This is a genomic window from Paenibacillus sp. FSL K6-4396, from assembly GCF_038002525.1.
Lineage (GTDB): Bacteria > Bacillota > Bacilli > Paenibacillales > Paenibacillaceae > Paenibacillus > Paenibacillus amylolyticus_B.
Map to the genome: position 1 here is coordinate 2,829,466 of NZ_JBBOCR010000001.1, position 25,773 is coordinate 2,855,238.

Genomic DNA, 25,773 nt, shown 5'->3' on the forward strand with positions numbered 1-25,773 from the left:
AGTGACATTCACAGGTGCAACAAAATGGGATGAACAAAGTGGAGTGGCAATCATGTGAATCCATTCAGAGAGTGTGCGAAAGGGGAAAGGTCAAATGAGATTATTTCAAAGACGTAAGGCAGGCAAGGCAAGTTCAATCCTCGCAGTGGTAACAGCATTCACTCTATTATTATCTGCATGTTCATCAGGAAGCGAATCAACATCTTCATCAGGAGAGTCGGGTTCGGGGGAAAAAACGACTTTGAAAGTGGAAATCTTCGATCGGGGAAACACTCCGGCGGGCTACACCATTTCGGACAGTTATCTGACTCGCTTCATTCAAGAGAAGTTTGGTGATCCAAACAACATCGATGTTCAGTTTGTTCCCGTACCACGCTCGGAGGAAGTACAGAAACTTAACGTTCTGATGGCGAGTGGCTCTGAAGTTCCTGATATTGTCTTCACCTACGATTCGGGAACATTCAACCGGTATGCAGAGCAAGGAGGTCTGACCGAACTTACGGATCTGATCAATCAAAGTGGTCCTAACCTGAAGAAGTTCCTCGGAGATGAAACGTTGGCCTACGGTCAATACGATGGTCAACAGTTTGCGGTTCCAGGTAAACGTCTTGTACTTGGCAAGTACGCATCTTATGTTCGTCAGGATTGGCTGGACGCACTCGGATTGCCTTCACCTGAGACAGCTGAGGAGCTGCATACCACACTGAAGGCCTTTAAGGAAAAAGATCCGGGTAAGGTTGGCACAGGACTTATCCCGATGGGGATGTCCATTGCCTCGGCTCAATATGAACCACTGATCTGGTCATTCATTGAACCGCTGACGGAAGAACAGAAATATACATTAACGCAACAACTGGGTTCCAATGACTATCCAACGTTGTTGCCTGGTTTCAAGGAAGCCCTGAAATATATGAACACACTGTATAATGAAGGATTAATGAGCAAGGACTTTGGACTCGACAAAGACAAGAAAAAGCTGTGGGAAGATGTATCTAACGGCAAAGTTGGATTCTACACCGAGGATGCCGGGGAGATTTATATCTCCGGTACGTACAAAAACCTGCAAACCAATCAACCTGGTGCAGTGATCACACCAATTGATGCATTCAAAAACTCCGAAGGCAAATTTGCCAAACCGGCATATGCACCCAATGCGATGTATGTCATGATTCCGAAATCGAGCAAAAATGCGGAAGCAGCGATGAAGTATCTGGATTGGATGGCTTCAGGCAACAACCTGTTCGACCTGCAATTCGGTGTTGAAAACGAGAACTACGAACTTGTGGATGGGGTACCACTGATCAAAGATGATGCTTCTCCTGAAATTGCAGGCCGTATCTATAATTCTGGTGACATTGCCATTATCGTGAACGGTAAATACGTTGGGGATGACAAGAAAAATGAAGAGGCCTATGTCGTTCAGGTAGAGTCGAAGTATCGGGATGATATGCGCAAGTCGGTAGCCATTTCCAACACGGACACCATTCAACCGGTACGCTTCTCCAAACCGATTGATGCAGAAGCGCGTTACGGTAACGGCCTGAAAGACAAGTTCATGGAATTTTTCGTGAAAACAACCATTTCCAAACCCGCTGATTTTGAAGCCACGTATGACAGCATGATGAAGGACTACATGGCGAGCGGTGGCCAAGCAATCCTCGATGAACGTACAGAAGCTTACAAAGCGATGAAATAAGTAGAGTAGAGATCACATCCAATGTGTATGACAACAAAGAACAGGGATTTCATTAGGGCGATGGCAACATCGCCTTGATGAAGAATCCTGAATGACATGGGGGGAAGGTTTATGAAAACAAGCATCTATTTCCGCAGAAACTGGCAACTATATGCGCTGCTCCTACTGCCCATGATCTACTTCATTATTTTTAAGTATGGGCCAATGTATGGCGTGCAGATTGCGTTCAAGGACTTTAACTTCTTTCAAGGGATCGCCGGTAGTGAGTGGATTGGCTTGGATGCATTCAGAGAAGTGTTTCAAAACCAGGGATTCTACACGGCATTACGCAACACGTTAGTGCTTAACATGCTGGATCTACTGGTCTCCTTCCCGGCACCACTTATATTAGCCATCTTATTGTTTGAGCTGAAGAAGGCCTGGTTCAAAAAGTTGGCACAGACTTTACTGTACATTCCTCACTTTATTTCGTGGGTCATAATTGGAGGGATCGTACTTCAGGTATTCGGTACGCAGTCCGGTTTCATCAACAATATCTTGATGAGCATGGGATTTGATCCATTGCCATTCCTTTCAGACAAAAACTATTGGCTCTTTACGTATCTTGCGGTAGGCGTGTGGCAGAGTGCAGGCTGGGGTACGATTCTGTATCTGGCATCCCTCACGGGCATTAACCGGGAACTCTACGAAGCCGCAGAAGTGGATGGAGCAAGTCGGTTACGCAGAATCTGGCACATCTCCTTGCCAGGCATCAAAACAACGATTGTTACCTTATTGATCATCAATGTCGGCAACATGATCTCTATCGGCTTTGACCGACCGTTTATTATCGGTAACGTGGCTGTACGTGAATACTCGGATGTGCTCAGCACGTTTGTCTATCGTGTCGGTTTACAATCTGGTCAGGTTACGCTCGCAACAGCTGTAGGTTTGTTCCAGGCTTTAGTTGGACTTGTCTTCATACTCGGAGCAAACTATACGTCCAAGAAATTAACCGATGAGAGCATTATGTAGTGGATTGAATCACATATGATCTGTAAGGAGTGAGTGGGATGTCTGAAAACACGGCGAATCGAATATTCAACACGGTAAACGTCATTCTTATTATCATTACGATGGTGCTGTGTCTTGCACCATTCATTCATATTATTGCGATCTCGCTCAGCTCGAACCGGGCGATCGGTTCAGGAGAAGTTTCCTTTTTCCCCAAAGAGTTATCCTTTGAGGCATATACCAAAGTATTTGCAGATGGATCGATGATTCGCTCTCTCATCTATACCGTTTGGCTGACCGTCCTGAGTACATTGCTAAGCATGGCGATGACCATTGCAGCGGCATATCCACTGGCGAAGAGTAACCTGAAGGGGCGCAAGTGGTTCATGCTTGTTATTGTGGTGACGATGTTCTTCAGTGGAGGTATTATTCCCGAGTACATTCTGATCAAAAATCTGCATCTACTCGACAGCTCATGGGGACTCATTCTGCCGGGATTGATTAGTCCGTTTTATATGATCATTCTCATTACCTTCTTCCGAGGTATTCCAGAAAGTCTGGAAGAAGCAGCGGGCATTGATGGAAGCAGTCACTTCGGAACACTTATGCGCATTATTTTGCCACTCTCTCTTCCGGTTATGGCAACACTGAGCCTATTCTACGCTGTAGGACGCTGGAATGGTTTCCAGGATGCACTCATGTATATTACGAAGCCTGAACTATACCCTTTGCAATTGAAATTGTATCAGATGATTCAGCAAAACCAGATTACAGAACTGATGCAGAACGAAGGTATTGGTGCTGTTCAAGTCTTGCCTGAGAGTCTGAAAGCAGCCAGCGTTATATTCTCCACGTTACCGATCCTTCTGGTGTATCCATGGTTGCAGCGGTACTTTATAAGTGGCGTAATGGTAGGTGCTGTAAAAGGTTAATAGAGGTTGTTCAAAAAGTTCACTTTTGATTACGAATGATGCCTAGTGGCATCATCAGCATCGAATATGAAATTCAGCCGAAATAAGCGGGAGGCTTACGAAGTATGTTTCCTTTAGAAACATTGTAGTTGCTCACGTAGTTGTCCTACGCTCCGCTACTCCATTTCTAGCTTAATTCCATCTTCTTGGTACTGAAAACTGATCTTTTTGAACACGCACCTATAGTCTCGGGAGGGCGTATGACATGACACAAAGAATGGTAGAGAAGATGTCAAAAGAGCAGCAGTACCTTGTAAATCAGTCCATGTTGATGATGGATAGCTTCTATGACAAGGAATTGGATCTGCTTCGCAGTTTTGAAGAGGAGGATTCATCGCAGCACAGCACACGAGCCAGCGCACATTATGCGCTAGGGTTGTTGATTCGAGATGAGCCTGGTGATGTGGAACGCGCGATACGGGTGTTCCACAAGGTGCTCGATGTTCAATATGACGCTCCGGATGAAATCTATCACGGAACCTTCGCGACCCGGCCAAATGATGTGCATCCACCAGCGGGTCACTATGCTTGGAAATCTTTTGCGCCAGGCACGGCCTATTTCCTGGAACGCACCTTTGAGAAGGTGTCTGCGCAGTTTATCCATAAATTACAGGAAGATGGATCTCTGCTTACAGAGACGGCAGATTCCAAACAACTGAAACGCCTGTTTCATTCGGCAGTGAATCAGGTCCTGCCACCGGTCTGGATCAGTTATGATCCCAACTGGCGCGAGTTTATCGCTTGTGTCTGTGTGGTCGTAACTGCCGAATTCGCCGAACTTATGCCGGAGACACTCATGAAACGGATGGACCATGCGATGGAACTGGCTGTTCAAGGGTCAATAGAACGGAGGTTATCCGACGTAATTCCAATGAACACGAATATTGAGTTGATGCATATTTTCATCACCCACTATTATGGCCATCGCTTGAACCGAACAGAATGGATTCAGCATTCGGATGAACAGGCAGAGGGATTGATGATGGAGTTTGAACAATACAACGGTACATTCGCGGAATTCAATACGACAACGTATTACGGGGTGGATCTGTCCGTGCTTGGCATGTATCGAAAGTATGGACTCACCCAACGTTTAGTTGAAATTGGACACCGGATCGAACACGGGCTGTGGAATAACATTGCGCTATATTACAATGCCAACCTGGAGAATCTCTCCGGCCCATTCTCTCGGGCGTACGACATGGAGATGCGAGAGCATAGTTCGATCGGTGTATTTATCTATCTTTTGCTTGGTGAAGGGTATGAATATCTGGCAGGAATCAACTGTGAGTCAGGTCATGATCCACTGATTGCGCTCCTTGGGGTCGATGTGCCCGCAGAAGCCGTGCCGTATTTCAGGACTCATCAAGCGGATCGGCTTGTGCAGAAACAGTTCATGGAACTGTGTGAGCGCAATGATCCAACGTCCAATCGGAATTTGTGTACAGCCAAAGCTTGGATCGGTGAGGATCGGATGATTGGGGCCATGTCGGGAAGTGTGAATACGAATGGACAGATGCATCCAGCTACGATCCACTGGCAGATAGAGACGGGGGAGCGTTATTATCTTCGCTTGATCCGCCGTGAGGTAGGCGAGGGGTGGAATAGTCATCTGCGGGGATTGACGTTTGATGCGGATCTCACGCCAGATTCGTTAACCATTGATGTCGCATTGGATACAGAGGAAGAAATCGAAGTTTATTTTGAAATCAGAGGGCCTTCCCTTCGTCAGCAGGATATTACGCCAGCCTTATGGCAGTTCCCTGGACTTACGTGTACCGTGAAGGCTGAAGCGCCTGAACCATCCGTATTAATGTACTCGAATCACGCGGAGATCATCTATCGATATGTGCCTGGAAGGACTGCGAACAAGATGAGATTTGAATTGACTCTCCGTGAAGACAATGGACAGAGGAATGAATAGATAGAGATCAAAGGAATATGAATAGGCGATAGAATGAGAGGCAGGAGGAACAATCATGTATACGGACAAGCAGGAATACTCGTTTTCAACATGTTGGAACATCAAGCGTCATACGACCGGACAAGGCATGATTGAAGAGATCAAATCTCTTGGATTCAGACAGGTGGAATTGAATTATAACGTTACGGAAGAGATGCTGCAGACGATAGAACCGATGATTGAACGGGGCGAGATCGGTGTATCCAGTGTGCATAATACATTCCCGCATGTGCCTGATCCGGATTATGGGACGGATTCCGTCCTGCTCGGATTCGATGATGAGCCGCGCCGTAAACGAGCGATTGAACTGTTACTTCGCTCAGCCGAGTACGCACATCGTTATGGCGCCAAGGCTGTTGTTGTACATCCGGGTGAGGTTCCGTTTGAATACAATATAGATGAAGCATTGAAAAAGATATACCACGATCAGGGGCCGGACTCCCCGGCGTATCAATCTTTATGGCAAGAGATGTTGGAGAAACGGGAAGATGGCAGCGCACATTACCTGAGTCGGATTCAGGAGAGTCTGGAAGAGGTATGTGACTTGTCTGAGCAGCGAGGATACGGGGTGAATTTCGGTATTGAGACCCGTTCGCGCTGTTATCAGATGCCGACTTTGCACGAAGCGGGAACGATTATTGGACGCATGAAGGGCGCGCCGCTTGGTCTCTGGTACGATATTGGTCACGGCATGATGATGGATCGAATGGGACTGTACGATAATGTACGTGAAGCTAACGCGTTGATTGATCACGTGGTTGGCGTGCATATTCATGAAACCGTAGGGTTGGCAGATCATTGGTGTCCATATATTCATAGTAAAGACATGACCTTTTTTGATTCATTTTTGGATATTATTGATCGTTCGCCGGTGAAAGTATATGAGCTGAAAGCCGCTTGTACACCGGAAGAAATTGATGAAAGTCATGGAATAATCACGGCTCGTATTGCTGAACGTCATGCGGCGCGTCAGCGCGGATAAAGATCACATGCTTCAAACATGAATGCACCTTATAGGAAAGTAAACCAACAGATAGAGCGGTTCAGAACAAACCTCAGGTTGCATTACAGGGTGTTCTGCCGCTCTTATGTTGTACTTTTAAACTGGTACATGTTTTTACCGTTTCTCAGGGAGTGTTACATCACCGAGGATCCCTGCCTGATATCCTTTGACTACAGCACCAATTCTGGACTTCACACCAAATTTCTGTGTAATAGAGGTGATATGATACTCCACTGTACGTTGACTGATCGCCAGATCCTGTGCAATTTCCTTATTGGTCATCTCCAGTGCAATACGGTTAAGCACTTCGCGTTCTGTTGCAGTGAGTGATTCCTCCAGATTAGAGGATAACATGGTCTCTGGAACAAGCACATGACCCAACATACTTTGGTGGATGGCGTTAATAATCTGTCCATACGTTGCTTGTTTCGACAAGTAGGCATGGACGCCCAGATCATAAGCCTTCAACTGGAATTCGTGATAGTTGTACCCGGATAACAATATAATTTTGACGGATAACCCGTATTGATCTTTCAATCTTCTCACAACCTCAAAACCATCAAGTTGGGGCATGCGAATATCCATGACGACAACATCTGGTCGCAACGCCTCTACTTCGGATAAAAAAAGTAATGGATCGCTGAAAGTCTTCAATACCTGTATGCCGGGTTCGCGGTTTAAGCGATTGTTGAGACCTTCCATGACCAGGGGGTGATCATCAAGCAGTACGACTGTAATGGGTTCGCTCATTGTTCAGTTGCTCCTTTGGTTAAAGGCAAAAGAATGTTGATTGAGGTTCCTTTGCCAAGGCTGGAATGTAAGGTGAATTCTCCACCGAGATGCTGAATGCTGCTTTGTATGGATATCAAACCGAAGTGCCCTGTTGCAGTAGCAAATGTGGTATGAACATTAAACCCCAAGCCGTTATCCTCTACTTGGAGAATCAAGTCATTATCCCTTGTATGTACCTGTATGAAGCAAAACGACGCCTGTGCGTGCTTCATCACATTCATAATGAGTTCACGGATCGTCCGAAAGACGGTGGATTTCAGAGGATCGTGCTTTAACTCTTCAGAGAGGGCGTTATAGTTTAGTTCCATTCTGAGACCACTTTGTATTTGAAGTGTACGGATGAGCCATTGCAACGCTTCCTCCAGATCACTTCGATCCATAATATGAGGGTAGAGATCATCACACAATTGGCGTATATCTCTCTGGGAAGCATACAGGCACTCCAGCCAAACAGCCGTTTGATCCTTATGCGTCTCTCCGGTATCGTGTAATTCCTCCAAATCACGAGACAGGAAAATCAGGTTTTGTAGCAGTTGGTCATGCAGGAAATAAGAGGTTTTCATACGCTCTGCCTGTTGGGCTTCCATCATAATATCATTGAACTGCCGATGGCGGCGTATCTGGTGTTCATGAAGATCTGTCTGGTCTACACGGTATTCATATCGCTTCTGCAGATCAGATAAGAGTTTGCCATTGATGAGCATTCGAATCGCTTCCAGCCTGCCTTTATCAATGATCTCCTGCTCTTCTGCTGAAAAAAAGGTGCGATTTTCTTTGTGACCAATGCCTAGAAATCCTATCATCTCCGTCGTTGGTTCACCTGAAAGCTCCCAAACCTGTGCCAAGTCATATTTCTGTCGTAAAACTTCAATATCCAACACCTCGTTATCGATATTCTGAATGGAAGAAAAAACGCCTGTACCTTCCTGAGAATATCTGTGCTTATCATCAATCCATATGACAATGACGCCTTCAATATCCAGCATCTTGTGGAACATCTCGGCAAACACGTGAATCATGTCCCGCATGTTTTGCTGCTCAGCCATTCGCACAGTCAACCGCAGTTGCTGGTGTTCCAACCAGTCTTTATTAAGTTTGTTTTTCTTGCGTGAGCGGGTGAGCATGTACTGATACACCCAAGTGATCAGCAAAAACGAGACAAACAGTAAGCTGATATGAATTAACGAATGCAGGTGCGAAGCAGCCAGAAACAGTAAAAATACGATCAAAGCATATAGTCCATGAATCATCAATCTTGGCATAACCAGTTTGAAGTCAAGCATGCTCCGTTGTACAAGTACATAAGTGAACATCCATGATAAAGGAAGAAATCCAATTAATGTGTACTCTACAGGCAATAATGGTTCACCTTGAAGCAGGGTTGGAATAGCAAAACAGATGATGAAGGGAATTAGGCTAAAAATAATTCCTGTTAACATGAGCAATAGCTGGTTCTGCTCCTTGCGATTGTAGCTTTTACGATTAACCCATGTCATCCAGATTAAGATCAGAAGGGTTGCGCAAAGAATAAAGTTAAGCAGATTGGTTGGACCAGACGGCGCAACAGGAGTACTGACGGTGGTAATGCCTTGATTGATCTGAACATCGGTCATCATCCACTGCTTGATGTATAAATATACTAGGCCTGCAGAATAAGCAACTGCAATACCTCTGCTGATGAATAGTAACCACCGAAAACGATGCAGACGGGTACGGAATGCAAAAGACACATAAAAAGCGGCTAGACAGTAAGGTAACCATGCTGCACAAAAGGCCAGAATATAATTGGATAAAGGCAACTGGGATGTGTATATCGTCAGTATACATATGGCCATGGACAGGTTAAGCAGGTAGAACAGACGCATCACTCGTGAACCGGGTTGGTTAAACAGGGCGTAGCTTCCTGTCACCAATAGCAATAATTCCAAAATGGATGAGAATCCGATGTTAAACCATTCGCGTGGTCCAGGCTTCATGGTATGTTCGGATGCCTGACCGCGAGAATTCTCAACGCTAATGGTATAGGCTTCAGTCACTAAGAATTCACCTTTTTGATGGAGTAAGCGGACTTCTCTTTTGGGTTCCAGCGAGATAACGGTGTCACCCGATCTAATCCCGGATGTATATGCTAAACCTTGAGGATCTACATCATGTACTTCCCAAGAATTGGAGGCATTTGGTGTTAACGAAAGACCGATATAAGGATTTAAAAATGAAGAGATATGTATATACGTGGCTGTCAGTATAAAGCACAACATCGTGACAAACCAAACAGAACTAAATTTATATGTGGTGACACTATGTAATGAATTTCTTAATCCCATGCGAGTAATCATCCGTTCTTATAAAATGCATCATTGGTAAAATGAAGTGGAAAAACAAGCCATGTAGCAATGACATGGCTTGCCGAGCATCACTCTATGTTAATGTAGCAGAGTGCCTAACATTTTGTACATCAAAATTGATGATTCCTGCCTAAGCATAGGCTGCTTTGATCTATAATCCACAGCACCGCTGCTGGATATGGATACTTCCGGACCGTAGAGACCTAGAGCAACCACAAACTGGACCCCTTCTTCAGCCCAACGATCCTGTGAACCGGCAAGATTGGCAGTTACGGCAGGTGCACCAAGTAGTTGTTGAGCCGTTCTGGAAATAATCACTGCGGCCTCTTGCCTTGTGATGGCTTGGTCAGGATGGAACAATCCACGGGTGTTACCTTGCACAATTCCCAGTTCCAGGGCGGTTTGAATGAAGGCGGCATAGGGGCTTAACTGGGTGTCTTTAAATTTTGGTGATTGAGTCGAAATTGACATCCCGCTTATACCCACGACCTGTGTTACAAATTCTCCACGACTTACAGGCTTCTCTGGTTCAAATTGGGATTGATCCTGTGGATACAGGCCAATCTGTGTTAAGCGATAGATGTACGGAGCATAGGGGTGGTCTTCTGGCACATCTTCATAAGGCTTGGCTTCTGGCAATTTCTCGGACCAGCTATCTGACTTGTTGTAATAGAAATACGTGATTTCACCTAACTGATTTTTTTTGAAACCAGCGAGTTTACCGTCCTCATCCATGAACAACATGTCCTTAACGGGTGTTAAGTTGTGAGTGCCATAAGCGTCTATAACCTGAAGCCCTTTCTCTGTTGCTGAAATATCATACAACCATGCGGGCAAGCGAATATCCCGATATAGTCCCTCGTAGGTACGGAGTGAAAACTCGGGTACGATATAATTGACATCTTGGGTCTCTTTGTTCGGATAAAAATGATCCATAAATGCTTGGAAAAGCGCTTCTCGCAGATCAGGTCCATCACTGTTGGAGACGACAAATAGTCCGGTCTTCTCGTTAGGCAACAGCCATAGATTGGAGTGGAAGCCTGCAAGATCGCCTGCTTTACTCACGACTTTCCGTCCATGATTATAGTGCGAATAGGTGGATTCGAATCCATAACCTGTGCCGGGTATATCAGGGTGTATGGAGACATCCAACGTTTGCATGTCCTGGACGGATGCCGGTTCGAGTATACGTGCACCCTGGTATGAACCTTGATTGAGCTGCGCAAGCATAAAATGAGCCATATCCCGTCCAGTCGTAATTAATCCACCCTCAGGTGAGCTATCCGGTACATTGGGATATTGCGGTAATGCCTGCCCTTCAGCGCCATAAGGAGTCGCGAGTTTACTGAGCGAGTCTTTGCTTAGTGTAAAATGGCTATTCGACATACCGAGTGGCTGGAAAATATGCTGTTGTACATAAGTCTCAAACGGAAGTTTGGACTGTTTCTGAACAATGTAGCCCAAGAGTGCATAGCCGTAGTTGTCGTAACGGAAAACTTCTCCTGGCGTGCGGACAACGGACGGTTGGTGGTCTTTGATGAATTGCTCAAGCGGATAAGAACTTCCCAGCTCCCTGTCTGTAGCTACTGCATCCGTGAAATCAAACCCGCTGGTGTGGGTCATCAGATGTTCCAATGTTAACGTTGTTCCGGTATGGTTGGTCAGATGCAAAGCGTCTGTGTATGCGCTGATATCCTGATCAAGCTTTACGTTACCTTGCTCGGCCAATTGCATAATAGCGGTTGCTGTCAGCGTTTTGGAGATGGAGGCTACACGGAACAGGGTGGAGTCGGCATCGACGGGGATTTGTTTTTCCGCATTGGCATAACCATATCCTTTATTCAACACAATCTGTTGATCGTGAACAACGGTGACTACCGCACCTTTCAGAGCAGACTTCACTTCAGGTTGGGCGAAGAATTGATTGATGAGCGATTCAGTTTCCTGAGGGCTTACCTGAGGAAGAGGGAGACTGCTTTCAGCCGATACACTGGTTATTGTGGTGTAACTCAGAGATGCAACCAGGAGGATGTTGGCTACGGCACGTTTCCAATTAGGATTCGATTTGTAGCTGTGTTGTTGTTGTTTTTGTCGAGTTGGACATGTTGCTACGTGAGATTTCATGAAATTCTCCTTTGAGTTGAGATATGTTGGCTATCTACATTTAAGTACATCTATAATCTATCAGTTCAAATGTAATGGCGATTCCGTAGTACGCACTTATTATGGCAGGACTTCCGCAAACCTTTTTGCGTGATCCCGCAATCGCAGAGGGTGAATAGCGAGTTGCGAATGATCTTGAACATATGAAAAGATGATCTTGAATATATGAAAAAGAGGTATTTGTCATGATGAACCCAAAGGGGGTCTCAACAAATACCTCTTTTTGTTTCGTCTTTTTATTTTCCATGTGAAGCGAACTAGTGCAAAGGAATTGTGATGTGAATTTTATAAAGCTACTCGTACATCCGTCGTTCAAGTTCGGCATAGGAAATCGCAGGATCATCACTGGAATTGTCAATATAAGCGACGGATGAAGCAGGGAGCGGCCAGGCTACTTCTTTACGGACGAGAGAAGCTGTGAAGGCATCCCAGTTTGCGAGTTTCCATTCATCCAATGGAGATTGTCTTGCTGTGATCCGTTTGTGATACAACGCTTCATTCTCAAGATAAATATAGGCCACACGCACATCCGTATCTTCCAGGGTATGTCCAATTCGTGCAAGTTCCTGAGCAATCCAATCCGGGGTACCGATTTCTTTGGTAAATGGCCCCACAACGATCGTATCGATACCCAACTGAACGTTATCCAGAGCGGCGTCCATCGTAATGCGGTACCCAAGATCACGGCACAACCTTTTGTATTCAGGCGAATCTCGGTCGGATGGATCAAGTCCCTGAAGGGTCATGATCGCCTCAGCCGCGGGACGAAGCAGAATATCCATATCAAAGAAAGCCGCTTTATGTTTACGGGAAAGGGCTTTGGCAAGGGTGGTCTTGCCACTTCCGGCCCCGCCGAGAAAAAAAATTAGTTTGCTCATGAATGTAATGCCTCCTTTAATTAGATTCAAAAAATAGGATATGTAATTGAAAAATACACGAATATATAGATTCATCATTAAAGTTCGTGAATGAAAGGACTTGTTTATTTTAACATAAATAAAGTAGCTTGTTGGCTAGACAGAAAAGGAAGGATAAGGTAATATCATACCTAGTTGTTCTATGCATAGGTTTACGATGTATATGATCAGAAGAGATTTAAAAGTATGAAAAGAATGGAGTGAGCGCGTTGCAGGTTAACAAACAAATGATTAAGGGTAGTACCGAGACACTAATCCTAACTTTATTGAAGGAACGACCGTTGTATGGTTATGAATTAATTAAGGAATTACATCGTCAATCTGAGGGTGTGTTTAATCTGAAAGAGGGCACGTTATATCCTATTTTGCATGCCATGGAGATTGAAGGATGGGTAGAGTCGTACTGGATGGAGGTTGAAGGCCGTAAACGTAAATATTATTCGATTCGTGACAAGGGCATGGAGGCCTTAGAAAGTAAAAAAGCGGAGTGGAATTTGTTCCGTAGAGCTGTGGATCGGGTGCTTGGGGAAGGAGGCCTGACATGACGAATCGAGATGAACGAATTGAGCATTATCTTGATCACATGTGTGTTCAGGTTAAAGCTCGCGAAGTACATAACGACCTGCGTGATGAGTTGGGAAACCACATGGAAGAGATCATTTTGGACAAAGAACAAGAAGGTTATACAGAAGAAGAAGCAATTGCATATGCCATTGAACAGATGGGTGATCCAGCTGTTGTAGGCAAGAGTATGCACCGGTTACATCGTCACCGAATGCATTGGGGGCTGTTAGTTGGACTTTCCAGTTTGCTAATCATAAGTCTGCTGCTGACATGGATTTATACAACAAATATCTCAGTTGAAAGGTTTCAGTTTTTGTATAAAAGTCATTTGATCTACACTATATTTGGTTTAGTACTGATGGTGTTTTTGATGTATTTTGATTATCAAAAATGGAAGAAATCTGCCTGGTGGATCTATATTTTGTTAAGTGGTATGTTGTGGATTAATCCGCTGGTATCACCGTTTGATTATGGTGTACAACGGTTCTGGAGCATATTTGGGTTAACCATTGATCTCACGACGATATCCATGTGGGTATTGCCCCTCGCCATAGGCGCGATTATGCTGGATAAGCTGCGTACTAAGTGTGACGTACAATCCGTCTCAACTTATATTCTTCTTGTGGCTTTGCCTTCTTTTAGCCTGTTACAAGCTTCAGATTGGGTGCGATTGTTTCCATTCGGAACGGCAACTATTATCTTGTTTGCCTGGATTACACAAAAATGGCTTTATACATTTGTAGGGGCTGCAATTGCGGGACTTGTCACTATGATGCAATTGTTTTTGAGTGGTGAGTACAGGCGGTTTGAGAGACTCACTGCCGTGTTTAATCTCCAAAATGACCCGCTAGGACATGGTAGCTATAACCACTCAATTATGAGTATTCTTCATTCCGCCGGATGGTGGGGAAACGGTTCTGACACGTCTTTGGACCACTTTACAGGATTTTATATGGACTATCCCGGTGTAATGCTTATTGATGTATTTGGTTGGTTAGCAGGCATACTGCTGTTGCTTGGAATCGTATGGTTTCTTACTAGTATGCTGAAAATGCTACCTCGTGTACTCGATGAATTTGGTCGTATGATCGTGTTCAGCATTACGTTGATGTTTTCTTTGCAAATGCTTTACTCCCTTGCGATGACTACGGGAAAGGTTCCGATTGTCAGCGTCACTTTCCCTTTTATTGGATTTGGTTCTCATGTGATCTTAGAATACGCCATGATGGGTTTACTGCTTGGAGTATATCGACGTAAAGATACTATTTCATTGAGAAGCAAACAGGGAGAGCCGATCACGTCCATGTCAAAATAAAAAAGATACGTGATCGGATGGTATAAGTAATATAATACGATGTTTAATCTTACGGATGTGATCGTGCGTCAGAAGGAAACCAGATATGACGCAGGTTCACCCAGCCCTGGCTGTTGAAAGATAGACCACGCACCGAAGGCAAATATGCGGTTTCTACTGGCTTTACGGATAAATGGAACAGTAAATTCTGATCAACCAAGAATTGTTCAATTCGGTATAATTCAGAAGTTCGATCTGCTGAAATCGGAGAGGCGATAATGGTTTGCAACATCTCATGAATCGTTATACGAGCCGAATCTTCCAGATGCTCGGACAACGTGGAGTAAAGATCATACCTGCGCAGTTCTTCGTCTCTGTCCCGAATGAGAGAGAAGAGAATCAGATCAGATTCCAGCCGCAGATTTCCTTTGAACTGTTCCATCGTAGCGGTACGGACGGTACAGGAGAAACCGCACTGCTCCAGTATGGACGCCAGATGTTTAGCATCCCTGCGATATTGTGGAATGGTTGCAATGTGCAGGGAGATGGGACTGGAGGATATCGAACTTATCGATACATGGCTAAATCCCTCCGAGTGGACCTGGACTTTCTTGGTATTTACCACACTAAAATCAGTCTCCATGACCTCAGAGTCATCTGCATGTCCGTCATCTTTATACATTCCAGCAAGGCATGACTGAACGTGTGCTCTTACTTCCGGATCGTTTAACGGTCCGGTTTTTTGCGTATTACACGTGAGTAATTTATGAACCATCACCCCTGCACTAATCTGTGTCCAGTCTGCACCCGCAGACGAAGACGGATTATGAACAAGATGAAAGAACGGAGTTTCGATATCTTGGCTATCATCCATTTTGGCCGAGGCACTCCACGGAATTTGCAGGATATCTACCCGGTCCATATGTGCTCTACCTTGAAAATACGATGAAAAGGCTTCAAGTCTGCACAAGTGATCATCCCAGGCAGTGACCTTGAACGGCCCCGTCCCGACAGGTTTTTGCATTCCATGCAGATCACCCGCATGATTCATCTTCTGTTCGTGTGTTCCCGGTGAGGGTACAATCGCCGCACGACTTGTTGTAAGAAAGGACAGAAACAATTCGTGAGGTTTTTTAAGCCGAAAACACACGGTCAAGGGACTGACCGCTTCAATAGATAGGAGCTGTTTACTTACATCACGGTACAGTGTCCGACGATCTGTAGATTGCAGACGTTCAAACGTATGCACAATATCATGGGACGTCAGCATCTGACCATTGTGAAATGTAATACCTTTTCGTAAATAAAACGTCCAGGTCTGTCGGTCTGCACTGACATCCCAAGTATGAGCGAGACAGGGGAGAATCTCACCTTGTTCACCACGTTGAACCAACCCGTCAAAGACATGGCTAGTCACAAAGGACTCAGCGAGCAGATTAATGTACAGCGGATCAAGCGCATGAAGCTGTTGGCGCAGGGGCAACCGAAGCGTATCAATCTGCTCATTGTTGGTGCCGGCTTCCGTATGATGTCCCGAATACCCAAGCAACCACTGATTTAGATGATCCTGCATGGTTGTTGAGCTCGAGAATGCACTCACCTGCTCGGCAGCTTCTTGCAACTCCCGGCGATTCATAGCCTCCATCATATATTCTGCGGCGATTTGATCAGCAGGAACAAGCAAGGTCAGTGATGAACGACGACCCCGGCCACGCTGGGAAACCCAACGAATCCAATCATGGGCGACCATCTTTTTGACAATCGTTAACATATTTCGGTGTGTACAATTTAGCAACTCAGCGAGATCGGCGAGTGTAAGTTCATGTTCTGTATGGTGACCGTAATGACGATGCAACAGCAGGTATTGCTGATGTAATTTCAAGTGTTGATTCCCTCCTGGAGGTGAACTCTGACGTATTCCTCTAAAATAAGAAGTTTTGTCGATTATAATTTCTATTTATATTCCTATTTTATCATCTAAAATATAGCATAGAAAGGTTAATGGAGGTTTTTCCCATGATTGATAAAATAATGGCTTCACCACAACGCGCTCTAATCACGCTACTGTCTGCATGGGTGCTAGCGATCATTCACCAGTATTTATTCTATGGTAATGAGATTGGCGTATCGTATCCTATCTTTGTAATTCTCTTTTATGTGTTCATGTATCTGTTTGCAAGGGACCGCATGAGGTCTTTCAAGTTCATTGATGCTTTTGTGGCGGCTGTAGTGCTATTGTTGTCGCTAACGTTCCTGTTATACGACAATGAACTGTTCCGTGTTCTTAATTTCCTGGTTGTACCCGGCGTAATTATCTTACATATGACCTATCTAATGGGCAGAAAACGGAAGCAGTGGTGGGAGCTTGGTTTGATTGGTACGGCAATTGACCATTTACTGCCTCAAGCCATACGTCATTGGGGGACTGTTGCGGCCCTTGCTGTGAGAGCAGGCGGGCGTGGCATGGGCAAATCACAGAAAACGGTTGTTTTCAAAGTGCTCATTGGCCTTGTGGCATCCTTGCCTATCCTTGTTGTCGTCATCGCGTTACTGTCTTCTGCTGACGGGGTCTTCGACCAGTATTTAGCCGGTTTTCCGGAGTGGTTGAATCAGCTGGCTTTTACCCCAGGGATACCGAGAATCATCTGGATTGTCATTGCAGGTGTAGTTCTGTTCGGTTATGTATGGGGATTTGTACAGCCAATGCAATATGAGGCAGAGAAGAGAGAGAACGCACATTGGAAAAATGGCGCAGCAACCACAGTTGATAAGCATAATCACACCTATATATTCTCTCCTGTGGATCCGGCCACTGAAGGTAAGGTTATAAATAAAATTACACCCGAGCCCGAACACACTCCGGTTCATCGGGAACCATTCAGATTGGACCCCATCATTGTGGGCACCATGCTGATCGTCATCAACTGTGTGTACGTTATGTTCGTTCTTGTACAGTTTTCGTATCTGTTTGGTGCGGGAGAGGGACATCTTCCGGTAGATCTGTCTTACGCTGAGTATGCGAGAAGCGGATTCGCAGAGTTGATTCTCGTTACAGGTATTAATTTCTTTATTCTTATTGTTGCATTGCAATTCACACGTCCGAGTGGAAAAGTAGGCATGATCGTGCATCAGGCACTTCTCCTGATTCTGGTCAGCTGTTCAGCAATCATGTTGTATTCCGCTTTTATGCGCCTAAATCTGTATGAACAGGCATATGGATATACATACATTCGCTTTCTGGTACACGCATTCATGATCTTCCTTGCACTCCTATTGCTGATTGCTGGCCTTCGTATACGGTACACGTCCATACCGCTGATCCGCTGGTATATTGTGCTTGCGCTCACTGCATATGTTGCTGTCAACTATGTGGGTATGGATAAACGGATTGCCGAGCTGAATATTGAACGTTATCATCAGACTGGCAATATTGATGCTACCTATCTGGCGAGTCTGTCAGCAGATGCAGTTCCGTTACTTCGAGCGTTTGCTCTAGAGGAGTGTCCGGATCTCAAGAGGGAAATGCTGGAACGTCAAGCATATCTGGATATGGATACATCAGATCGTTCCTGGCCTTCTTATAACGTAGCAAGACACAGAGCTGAGCTAGAGTTGTCCAAATTGAGAACGGAATAACTGAATAATAGTTGTTTTCACGTACGGATTTATGCAAAAACAATATGTAAGTGTTATAATATAAAAACTAACCTATAAAGGGGGTGAATCCCTTGTTTGAACTGCAGGAGATATTACCATATTTATTCTCGATTGGACTCATCTTCACCGTCAGTTATGCCTATATTGCCCATCTTCATTGTGGCATGACAGAGTACTGGGTGGAAGGTGGCGCCGGTGGTGGACTTGAACCTGTACTTCCCGCCCTGTGTTTGGACAGACAGCACAGACAGGAAGACTGGAGCCGCATGATTAGACGAAGAGAAGCGCCCGATGAAGATGAACCAGATTGTCATTCCTCGTTGAACGATTGGTCAACAAATCAACGAGGAGGATATATATGGAACATAAGACCAACAAGGGATTCACTTTTACTTCGGGCAAGGGACGGATCTATGGCCTGATTGTCATTTTGTTTGCAGTCATGCTGCTTGCCGGATGCAGCAACAACGTGTCGGAGATTACTTCATCGACACCGGGATTTTTTAATCACTACATTGTATTTCCACTGTCGTATCTGATTCAGCATATTGCCACGATATTTAACGGAAGCTACGGGGTCGCGATTATCGTGATTACGCTGGTCATTCGTTTAGCACTGTTGCCATTGATGATGCGTCAAGCCAAGTCCCAGCAGGGAACACGAGTCATCATGAACGCCATGAAACCCGAGATGGATGCGCTCAAGAAAAAATATGAAGGCAAAAATGACCCTGCTGATAAGCAAAAGCTATCTCAGGAAACAATGGAACTATACAAGAAACATAAGTTTAATCCGCTGAACATTGGTTGTTTGCCGATGCTCATTCAGCTGCCTATACTTTCAGGTATTTACACAGCCATCCGACTTACACCGGAGTTGTCCTCCCATTCGTTCCTTTGGTTCAAACTGGGAGCGCCGGATTACGTGCTCGCTGTGGTGGTTGCAGTCATATATCTGATCCAAGCTAAAGTATCACAAGCCAATATGGCGCCTGAGCAGCGAAAACAGTTCGCCATTATGGGATATCTCTCCCCATTGATGATGGCTTTCTTTTCCCTTTCAGCCCCGGCAGCGATGCCGCTCTACTGGACAGTTGGGGGTTCATTCCTGGTACTACAGACATTATTGTTCCGTAAAATGTACCCGGTAGATCACCCGCAGGAGCCTGCTATAATTGAGGTGAAGAAGGTAAAGTCTGCAAAACATAACAAGTCGGCCAAACCTGCAAAGTCCTAGAGACTGGCTAGTAGCATCACTATTATAAGAGCATCGTCTATGTATATCACACCCTATAGAGCAGACACAAAGTCTACTTTATAGGGTGTTTTTGTGAGGGTGAAAAGCCGAGTGATCCAAAAACAATTTTCATAGATCAAAAAAATTTAGTATTTAGTATAAAGGGGAGGAGGATAACATACTTATGGTAGGAGCGAATTAAGCCAATTTCAGAATGAACCCGATGGTGTAGAAACATGGAATAAAAACAAATAAAATTTATTGTTTGGATTTATTGACAAAATTTGATGCATCAATTACCATTTTGTTTAAGAGTTTTGGAGAGGGGCTATTCTAGTGTAAAGACTTGACTTAATATGGCTTTTTATGTAAGTGAATACTGTGATAAATTATAATTCATTTAGAATTTGGAGGAAAATTAGTGGATATTATTATCGGGCTTATACTGGGAATAGTGGAAGGACTTACGGAATTCGCCCCAGTGTCATCCACAGGTCATTTGATTCTGGTGGGGCATTTGCTAGGTTTCGAGGGTACTGTACGTGCTTCGACATTCGAGATTGTAATCCAACTCGGTTCAATCCTGGCTGTGGCTTTTCTGTTCTGGAAACGAATTCTCAGCATCCTTGGCATCCATGTTGGAGAAGATCGGAAAGCAAACAAAGCTAAGGAAAAATTAACACTTCTTCATATCATTATTGGTGTTATCCCTTTTGGTATTGGGGGCGTATTTTTTTACGATTACATAAAAGAGGTTTTGTTCAGTGCTCAAACGGTGGTTGTAACGTTAATCCTTGGCGGGATTCTGATGATTGCAGCCGAGATATTCAAACCCAAAAAGCCGGCTGCAGAAACATTGGATCAAGTCACTTACCGGCAGGCTTTAATCGTAGGTCTGTTCCAGTGCTTTGCACTTGTTCCCGGTTTTTCGAGAATGGGTGCCACGCTATCGGGAGGTTTGCTAGCAGGCATGAGTCACAAAACTGCCTCGGAATTCACGTTTATAATGGCGCTTCCTATTATGTTCGGTGCTTCACTGAAGGATCTATACGAGAGCTGGGATTATCTGTCGGTTGATGATCTTCCCTTATTTATTACAGGGTTTGTGACTGCTTTTATTGTAGCCATGATTGCAGTTAAATTTTTCCTGAAGTTAATTAACCGGATTAAACTGATTCCTTTTGCAATCTATCGTTTTGTATTGGCAGCCGCTTTTTGGATCTTTTTGCTTAACTAAAGCATTCTTATTATCTATTACATGTGAATAAATTAACCGTCGCAGGAGTCTTATCCATGATCAGTGTTTTTATAAATCACATTGAAAAGGAAAGACTCCCTTTTATTTTTTGGAAATAAGTAGTTATCAAAGGGACATTCATCTACTGGGGTGGGAGCGCAAAATATGACGGCATTCATCATAAAGCAAAGCATCATGTTTGTCATACTGTACGGAATCCAATTTTTGATCGGAACGATTGTACTCAAATATCAGTTGCGTGTGAATTACGCTCGTAAAATTGTTCATTTCATGTCATTTATTACACCGTTAGCTATTGAAATGATCGTGAGTTCCAGTACAGGGTATACCGGGCCCATTTTTATCGTCGGAATGCTGATGAACTGCGTTATCATGCTCATTTATATTAAGCCAATTCGCGAGAAAAGTGTATTGGTTCAACGCATGTTTGCTTCTTTTGACCGTCCCGAAGATCGTCCTCATACTTTGCTATGGATGAATACGCAATTAATTGCCGGCTACGTCGTTCTGGCACCATGCTTTCTGTATTTTCAAAGCATAGGTTATGGCACGCTGGCCTTTATTCCCGTTATCATCAATGGACTAGGGGACGGGCTTGCCGAACCGATCGGTATTCGCTTTGGGAAACATAAATATCGCGTTCATGCCTTGTTTTCGAAGAAAAAGTTTACGAGAAGTATCGAAGGCAGTTTATGTGTGTTTCTATCAGCAGTGTTGATCCTTTTGGTGTTTGCAAGCAGTTTTACTGTTCCACAATTAGTTGTTGCACTGCTAATTCTTCCTATAGCTGTAACTCTGGCTGAGGCATTCTCACCTCATACCATAGATACTCCGTTTATACTTATCGTTGGTTTTGCGTGTTTGTATATGATCATTTCATTTGTTTAACAAGGGGAACTTCTTATGACAACCAGTGAATACAAGGTTATTTCTATTAAATCCAGTTATGAAGCATTCATTAATTATAGCTATATCGTCGTTGATGAAGCGACTCAGGAGGCAGCGGTAATTGATCCTTCCTGGGACCTTGAAGCCATTCTGGATTCCCTGGAAGCTGAGCAGGCCAAACTCACACACATCCTGTTGACACATTCCCATGCGGATCATGTTCATCTTGTAGGAGCATTGCTCGAACGTTTTAATCCTCGGGTTTATATGGGGGGAGCGGAAATTGATTTTTTTAAGTACCACTGTAAGAATTTGAAGCCTGTAAAGGATCGAGATGCCGTTTTAATAGGCAATACACTGATATCCTGTATAAGCACCCCAGGACATACGCCAGGTTCTATATGTTATTCATTAACAAATCATATTTTTACAGGAGATACTCTGTTTGCAGAGGGATGTGGCATATGCCCCGAACGCGGAGGAGATCCAGGTGCGATGTATCAGAGTTTGCAAAAAATACGGCAACAAATACATCCTTCCGTCAGGGTATACCCTGCACATTCATTTGGCGTTGAACCGGGTCAGACACTTCAGATGCTGCTTGAGAGAAACATATATTTTAATATTTCGGATGAAGAACAGTTTATCGCTTTTCGTATGCGTAAGAATCAGCCGGATGCCAAAAGTTTTGTGTGAAGGAACAAGGGGTGTGACTTGTGAAGGAAAATATTGTTTTTATGTTCTCCGGTCAGGGTTCACAATATCTTCAGGCGGGAAAGGAACTATACCAGAATTATCCGGTATTTCGCCAATGGATGTTGCAGATGGATCGTTGGGTTCAAGACATCGGCGGCAAATCCATTATACAGGAATTATATGATTCCAATCCGTCTTATCCTGATGATTTCAATGAAACTCTAGTTACACATCCGGCCATTTATATGTTGGAATACGCGCTTGCCAGAACGTTAATGGAGAGCGGTGTCATGCCTACAACCGTTGTGGGCACCAGTTTAGGGGAGTTTGCCGCAGCGGCTGTATCCAACGTAATAACTCCCAAGGCGGGACTCGAAGCGGTTTATAGACAAGCTGAAATCGTTCACAAGACATGTATTCCAGGAAGCATGCTTGCTATATTGCATAGTCGTGAAGTCTATGATACCAATCTGGAGCTGCATGCAGAGTGCGAGCTTGTTGCTGTGAATTCATCAAATCATCTAGTAATCTCTGGAAGTATGAAAGGGGTTACAAAAGCAGAGGATTGGCTGAAAAGTCAGGGGATTACTTATGTCAGATTGCCTGTGACTCACGGCTTTCATTCAGCCTATATCGATCCTGCGGCCAAAGAGTACTTAGCCTATCTGGACAAGCAGTCATATCATGCTCCCACGATCCCGCTTGTCTCCAGTTTGACGGGACAACCTGTGACCAAGGTATCTACCGATCATTTTTGGCAAGTTGTCAAGGAACCGATCCTATTTTCTCGCGCGTTAACCCATATAAAAGAAGAGAAACCGAATAGTATATTTCTGGATTTGGGGTCTTCGGGTACACTTTCCAGCCTCGTAAATCAGATTAGCCACAGGAAGGAACGAACATATATAACCATGACTCCCTTCCATCAGGATGCAAAACATGTGGAACAGATCATTAGTCGTTACGCCAATTCGAATGAAACTGGAGGGGATGAACCTTTGTGGGCATATGTATTTCCAGGGCAGGGATCACAGAAGTTGGGCATGGGTGAAGGATTATTTGAGCAGTTTCCAGAGTTGACTCGGCAGGCGGATGATATTCTTGGATTTTCCATTCAGGAACTGTGCTTGTACGATCGGTCTCAGCAATTGAGCCTGACAGAATATACACAGCCGGCTTTGTTTGTTGTTAATGCCATGATGTATCTACATAAAATCAAGGAAATGGGCAGAAAGCCATGCTTGGTTTCAGGCCACAGTCTGGGAGAATACAATGCGCTTTTTGCCGCAGACGTATTTGATTTTGCTACAGGATTGAAGCTTGTACATAAAAGAGGAGAAATCATGAGCAGGGCCCCTAAAGGGGGGATGGCCGCGGTTATCGGTTTAACCGAGAGTGCATTGAAGACAATCCTTCAACGATTTGGACTGCATCAACTGGATATCGCCAATCTGAACTCTCCGACCCAAATTGTTTTGGCAGGGCCTCAAGAAATCATTGATCAGGCCAAACCGATTTTTGAGCAAAACGGTGCACAAATGTATATCCCTCTCAGGGTCAGCGGGGCATTTCATTCCCGTTATATGGAGGAATCAGCCAAACAATTCGATCAGCACCTCCAGCATTATACATTTTCCGCTCCAACGATGACCGTCATCTCAAATTATACAGCGCAGCCCTACCGTACAAATGAAATTCATGCCAATTTGGTGCACCAAATTACACATCCGGTTCGCTGGTGTGAAACGGTAAGGGTTCTGATGGGCATGGGCGTAAACACAATAGAAGAGATCGGTCCAGGCAACGTGCTGACTAAGCTGGTTACAAAGATTCAGACAGAGTGCGGACCCATCGTATATCGTCCTGATGACATGTCTGTCCAACCGTTATCGTCAGCAGTTCACCCCGATACTCCAATATCATCCGTTTTACAATCTGGCAGCCAAGGAACTCGACTGGCCGAGTCTCTTGGCTCGAAACCCTTCAAAAAGGACTATAATTTGAAATTGGCCTATTTGACAGGTGCAATGTACAGAGGCATTGCTTCGGCGGAGATGGTTGTTAAAGTGGGGCAATCAGGAATGATGGGCTTTTTGGGCACAGGGGGGTTAAGCCTGAAGCAGATCGAAGAAGGAATCGATTATATACAACACCATTTGCAGGATGGACAGGCGTATGGGTTAAATCTTCTTCATCAAATGACTCATCCTGAACGAGAAGAAGAACAAGTTAACTTATTACTACGTAAAGGTGTAAATACAGTAGAGGCTTCTGCCTTCATGGGTGTTACTCCGGCATTAATCAAGTACCGTGCCCATGGACTGAAGCGTTCTTCAGACGGGCGAGTATCCACAACGAATCGCATTATTGCCAAAGTATCCAGACCAGAAGTGGCTGAAGCATTTTTAAGCCCCGCTCCGGAATTCATGGTTGAGAAGATGTTGAAGGAAAACAAGATTACATCTGTTCAGGCAGAAATCCTGAAAAAAGTACCCATTGCAGAGGATCTGTGCCTTGAGGCTGATTCGGGTGGACATACAGATGCGGGTGTGGCGTATGTCATGCTGCCTGCCATGGTTCGTCTTCGCAATACGATGATGGAAAAGTACGGTTATTCGAAAGAAGTTCGCATTGGTGCTGCCGGTGGTATTGGTACACCTGAAGCAGCAGCAGCAGCATTTTTGCTCGGAGCGGATTTTATCGTAACAGGTTCAATCAATCAATGCACGGTTGAAGCAGCTACTAGCGATGCTGCCAAGGATTTACTACAGGATATGAACATTCACGACACGGAATATGCCCCTGCTGGAGATATGTTTGAGATTGGAGCCAAGGTACAGGTTCTTCGCAAAGGTGTATTTTTCCCCGCGAGAGCGAACAAGCTTTATGATTTATATCGGCAGCATGATTCTTTGAATGACATTAGCGAAAAAAACAAACAGCAGCTGGAAAACAAATATTTCAAAAAAACCTTTGATGAAGTATACCGCCAGGTTGTTCAATATAGATCTTCCGAGGAAATACAGAAAGCCGAGCAGAATCCCAAGTACAAAATGGCCTTGGTGTTTAAGTGGTATTTTGCCCACAGTACAAAGCTTGCAATGGAAGGAACAGCAGGTCATCAGGTCGATTATCAAATCCACTGTGGTCCAGCCTTGGGAGCTTTTAATCAATGGGTGAAAGGCACAAATCTCGAGGACTGGAGAAACCGTCGTGTAGCTGAAGTGGGCATAAAGTTGATGGAAGATACGGCTTTGGTTTTACAGGAACGATTGAAGCAATTGGCTGTGCAGGTTGAGACGAACTAACTTTTAGCATGGTTAGGGACAGGGGGGT

Annotated in this window: 19 protein-coding genes; 14 read left to right on the forward strand and 5 right to left on the reverse strand. The window is 44.6% G+C overall.

The features are described 5' to 3' along the window. The first annotated feature begins 94 nt into the window (after positions 1-94). The 5 genes from MHB85_RS12930 to MHB85_RS12950 all read left to right on the forward strand — a co-directional run bounded on the left by MHB85_RS12930 (position 95) and on the right by MHB85_RS12950 (position 6,605). Positions 95-1,696 carry an extracellular solute-binding protein gene (locus MHB85_RS12930; protein WP_341073035.1) on the forward strand — a complete coding sequence of 534 codons (1,602 nt, stop codon included), beginning with the start codon at positions 95-97 and terminating at the stop codon, positions 1,694-1,696. 111 nt (positions 1,697-1,807) lie between these two features. After that, a complete protein-coding gene (locus tag MHB85_RS12935) occupies positions 1,808-2,710 on the forward strand; it encodes an ABC transporter permease (RefSeq protein WP_017688833.1) in 903 nt (300 codons plus the stop codon). Between the two features lie 38 nt (positions 2,711-2,748). Further along, on the forward strand, positions 2,749-3,621 hold the full coding sequence (locus MHB85_RS12940; RefSeq protein WP_341073036.1) for a carbohydrate ABC transporter permease: 873 nt from the start codon (positions 2,749-2,751) through the stop codon (positions 3,619-3,621). A gap of 244 nt (positions 3,622-3,865) precedes the next feature. After that, positions 3,866-5,584 (forward strand): hypothetical protein, encoded by a 1,719-nt coding sequence (locus tag MHB85_RS12945; RefSeq protein WP_341073037.1) that lies wholly within the window; start codon positions 3,866-3,868, stop codon positions 5,582-5,584. A 55-nt stretch (positions 5,585-5,639) separates the two neighbouring features. Continuing rightward, on the forward strand, positions 5,640-6,605 hold the full coding sequence (locus MHB85_RS12950; protein WP_105598401.1) for a sugar phosphate isomerase/epimerase family protein: 966 nt from the start codon (positions 5,640-5,642) through the stop codon (positions 6,603-6,605). 135 nt (positions 6,606-6,740) lie between these two features. Here MHB85_RS12950 and MHB85_RS12955 read toward each other — a convergent pair whose 3' ends face one another. The 4 genes from MHB85_RS12955 to MHB85_RS12970 form a co-directional block, all read right to left on the reverse strand. Continuing rightward, positions 6,741-7,376 carry a response regulator gene (locus MHB85_RS12955; RefSeq protein ID WP_105598402.1) on the reverse strand — a complete coding sequence of 212 codons (636 nt, stop codon included), beginning with the start codon at positions 7,374-7,376 and terminating at the stop codon, positions 6,741-6,743. Beyond that, positions 7,373-9,454, reverse strand: coding sequence for a sensor histidine kinase (locus MHB85_RS12960; protein ID WP_181155362.1), 2,082 nt, complete (start codon positions 9,452-9,454; stop codon positions 7,373-7,375). The genes MHB85_RS12955 and MHB85_RS12960 overlap by 4 nt, the downstream gene beginning before the upstream one ends. A 387-nt stretch (positions 9,455-9,841) precedes the next feature. Next, positions 9,842-11,887 carry a serine hydrolase gene (locus tag MHB85_RS12965; RefSeq protein WP_341073038.1) on the reverse strand — a complete coding sequence of 682 codons (2,046 nt, stop codon included), beginning with the start codon at positions 11,885-11,887 and terminating at the stop codon, positions 9,842-9,844. A 332-nt stretch (positions 11,888-12,219) separates the two neighbouring features. Next, positions 12,220-12,804 carry an AAA family ATPase gene (locus tag MHB85_RS12970; RefSeq protein ID WP_341073039.1) on the reverse strand — a complete coding sequence of 195 codons (585 nt, stop codon included), beginning with the start codon at positions 12,802-12,804 and terminating at the stop codon, positions 12,220-12,222. Positions 12,805-13,052: 248 nt separating this feature from the next. Between MHB85_RS12970 and MHB85_RS12975 the strand changes: the two genes are divergently transcribed. Continuing rightward, positions 13,053-13,388 (forward strand): PadR family transcriptional regulator, encoded by a 336-nt coding sequence (locus MHB85_RS12975; protein ID WP_167483549.1) that lies wholly within the window; start codon positions 13,053-13,055, stop codon positions 13,386-13,388. Further along, complete coding sequence (locus tag MHB85_RS12980; RefSeq protein ID WP_341073040.1) at positions 13,385-14,722, forward strand: FtsW/RodA/SpoVE family cell cycle protein; 1,338 nt, start codon at positions 13,385-13,387, stop codon at positions 14,720-14,722. Before MHB85_RS12975 ends, MHB85_RS12980 begins: the two co-directional genes overlap by 4 nt. A gap of 49 nt (positions 14,723-14,771) precedes the next feature. Here the strand turns inward: MHB85_RS12980 and MHB85_RS12985 are convergent, their stop codons facing one another. Next, positions 14,772-16,583, reverse strand: a complete 1,812-nt coding sequence (locus tag MHB85_RS12985) for an ABC transporter substrate-binding protein (protein WP_341073041.1) — start codon at positions 16,581-16,583, stop codon at positions 14,772-14,774. Between the two features lie 134 nt (positions 16,584-16,717). Here MHB85_RS12985 and MHB85_RS12990 point away from each other — a divergent pair, with 134 nt between their 5' ends. The 7 genes from MHB85_RS12990 (at position 16,718) to fabD (ending at position 25,745) form a co-directional block, all read left to right on the forward strand. After that, a complete protein-coding gene (locus MHB85_RS12990) occupies positions 16,718-18,337 on the forward strand; it encodes a DUF4153 domain-containing protein (RefSeq protein ID WP_341073043.1) in 1,620 nt (539 codons plus the stop codon). A 92-nt stretch (positions 18,338-18,429) separates the two neighbouring features. Next, the gene (locus MHB85_RS12995; protein WP_244660927.1) at positions 18,430-18,780 is read left to right on the forward strand and encodes a hypothetical protein; all 351 of its coding nucleotides are present in this window, start codon (positions 18,430-18,432) and stop codon (positions 18,778-18,780) included. Continuing rightward, positions 18,717-19,595 carry a membrane protein insertase YidC gene (gene yidC / locus MHB85_RS13000; RefSeq protein WP_105598409.1) on the forward strand — a complete coding sequence of 293 codons (879 nt, stop codon included), beginning with the start codon at positions 18,717-18,719 and terminating at the stop codon, positions 19,593-19,595. The genes MHB85_RS12995 and yidC overlap by 64 nt, the downstream gene beginning before the upstream one ends. A gap of 394 nt (positions 19,596-19,989) precedes the next feature. After that, entirely contained in the window at positions 19,990-20,832 is an 843-nt protein-coding gene (gene bacA / locus MHB85_RS13005) for an undecaprenyl-diphosphate phosphatase (RefSeq protein ID WP_223199987.1), read from the forward strand. Between the two features lie 165 nt (positions 20,833-20,997). After that, positions 20,998-21,741 carry a hypothetical protein gene (locus MHB85_RS13010; protein ID WP_105598411.1) on the forward strand — a complete coding sequence of 248 codons (744 nt, stop codon included), beginning with the start codon at positions 20,998-21,000 and terminating at the stop codon, positions 21,739-21,741. 15 nt (positions 21,742-21,756) lie between these two features. After that, positions 21,757-22,437 (forward strand): MBL fold metallo-hydrolase, encoded by a 681-nt coding sequence (locus MHB85_RS13015; protein ID WP_105598412.1) that lies wholly within the window; start codon positions 21,757-21,759, stop codon positions 22,435-22,437. A gap of 20 nt (positions 22,438-22,457) precedes the next feature. Beyond that, the gene (gene fabD / locus MHB85_RS13020; protein ID WP_341073044.1) at positions 22,458-25,745 is read left to right on the forward strand and encodes an ACP S-malonyltransferase; all 3,288 of its coding nucleotides are present in this window, start codon (positions 22,458-22,460) and stop codon (positions 25,743-25,745) included. Positions 25,746-25,773: the final 28 nt, after the last annotated feature.

Excerpts from the sequence above, each read along its gene's own strand:
- MHB85_RS12930 (WP_341073035.1), top strand. The coding sequence starts at position 95 with ATGAGATTATTTCAAAGACGTAAGGCAGGCAAGGCAAGTTCAATCCTC.
- MHB85_RS12935 (WP_017688833.1), top strand. The coding sequence starts at position 1,808 with ATGAAAACAAGCATCTATTTCCGCAGAAACTGGCAACTATATGCGCTG.
- MHB85_RS12940 (WP_341073036.1), top strand. The coding sequence starts at position 2,749 with ATGTCTGAAAACACGGCGAATCGAATATTCAACACGGTAAACGTCATT.
- MHB85_RS12945 (WP_341073037.1), top strand. The coding sequence starts at position 3,866 with ATGACACAAAGAATGGTAGAGAAGATGTCAAAAGAGCAGCAGTACCTT.
- MHB85_RS12950 (WP_105598401.1), top strand. The coding sequence starts at position 5,640 with ATGTATACGGACAAGCAGGAATACTCGTTTTCAACATGTTGGAACATC.
- MHB85_RS12955 (WP_105598402.1), bottom strand. The coding sequence starts at position 7,376 with ATGAGCGAACCCATTACAGTCGTACTGCTTGATGATCACCCCCTGGTC.
- MHB85_RS12965 (WP_341073038.1), bottom strand. The coding sequence starts at position 11,887 with ATGAAATCTCACGTAGCAACATGTCCAACTCGACAAAAACAACAACAA.
- MHB85_RS12970 (WP_341073039.1), bottom strand. The coding sequence starts at position 12,804 with ATGAGCAAACTAATTTTTTTTCTCGGCGGGGCCGGAAGTGGCAAGACC.
- MHB85_RS12980 (WP_341073040.1), top strand. The coding sequence starts at position 13,385 with ATGACGAATCGAGATGAACGAATTGAGCATTATCTTGATCACATGTGT.
- MHB85_RS12990 (WP_341073043.1), top strand. The coding sequence starts at position 16,718 with ATGATTGATAAAATAATGGCTTCACCACAACGCGCTCTAATCACGCTA.
- yidC (WP_105598409.1), top strand. The coding sequence starts at position 18,717 with ATGGAACATAAGACCAACAAGGGATTCACTTTTACTTCGGGCAAGGGA.
- MHB85_RS13010 (WP_105598411.1), top strand. The coding sequence starts at position 20,998 with ATGACGGCATTCATCATAAAGCAAAGCATCATGTTTGTCATACTGTAC.
- MHB85_RS13015 (WP_105598412.1), top strand. The coding sequence starts at position 21,757 with ATGACAACCAGTGAATACAAGGTTATTTCTATTAAATCCAGTTATGAA.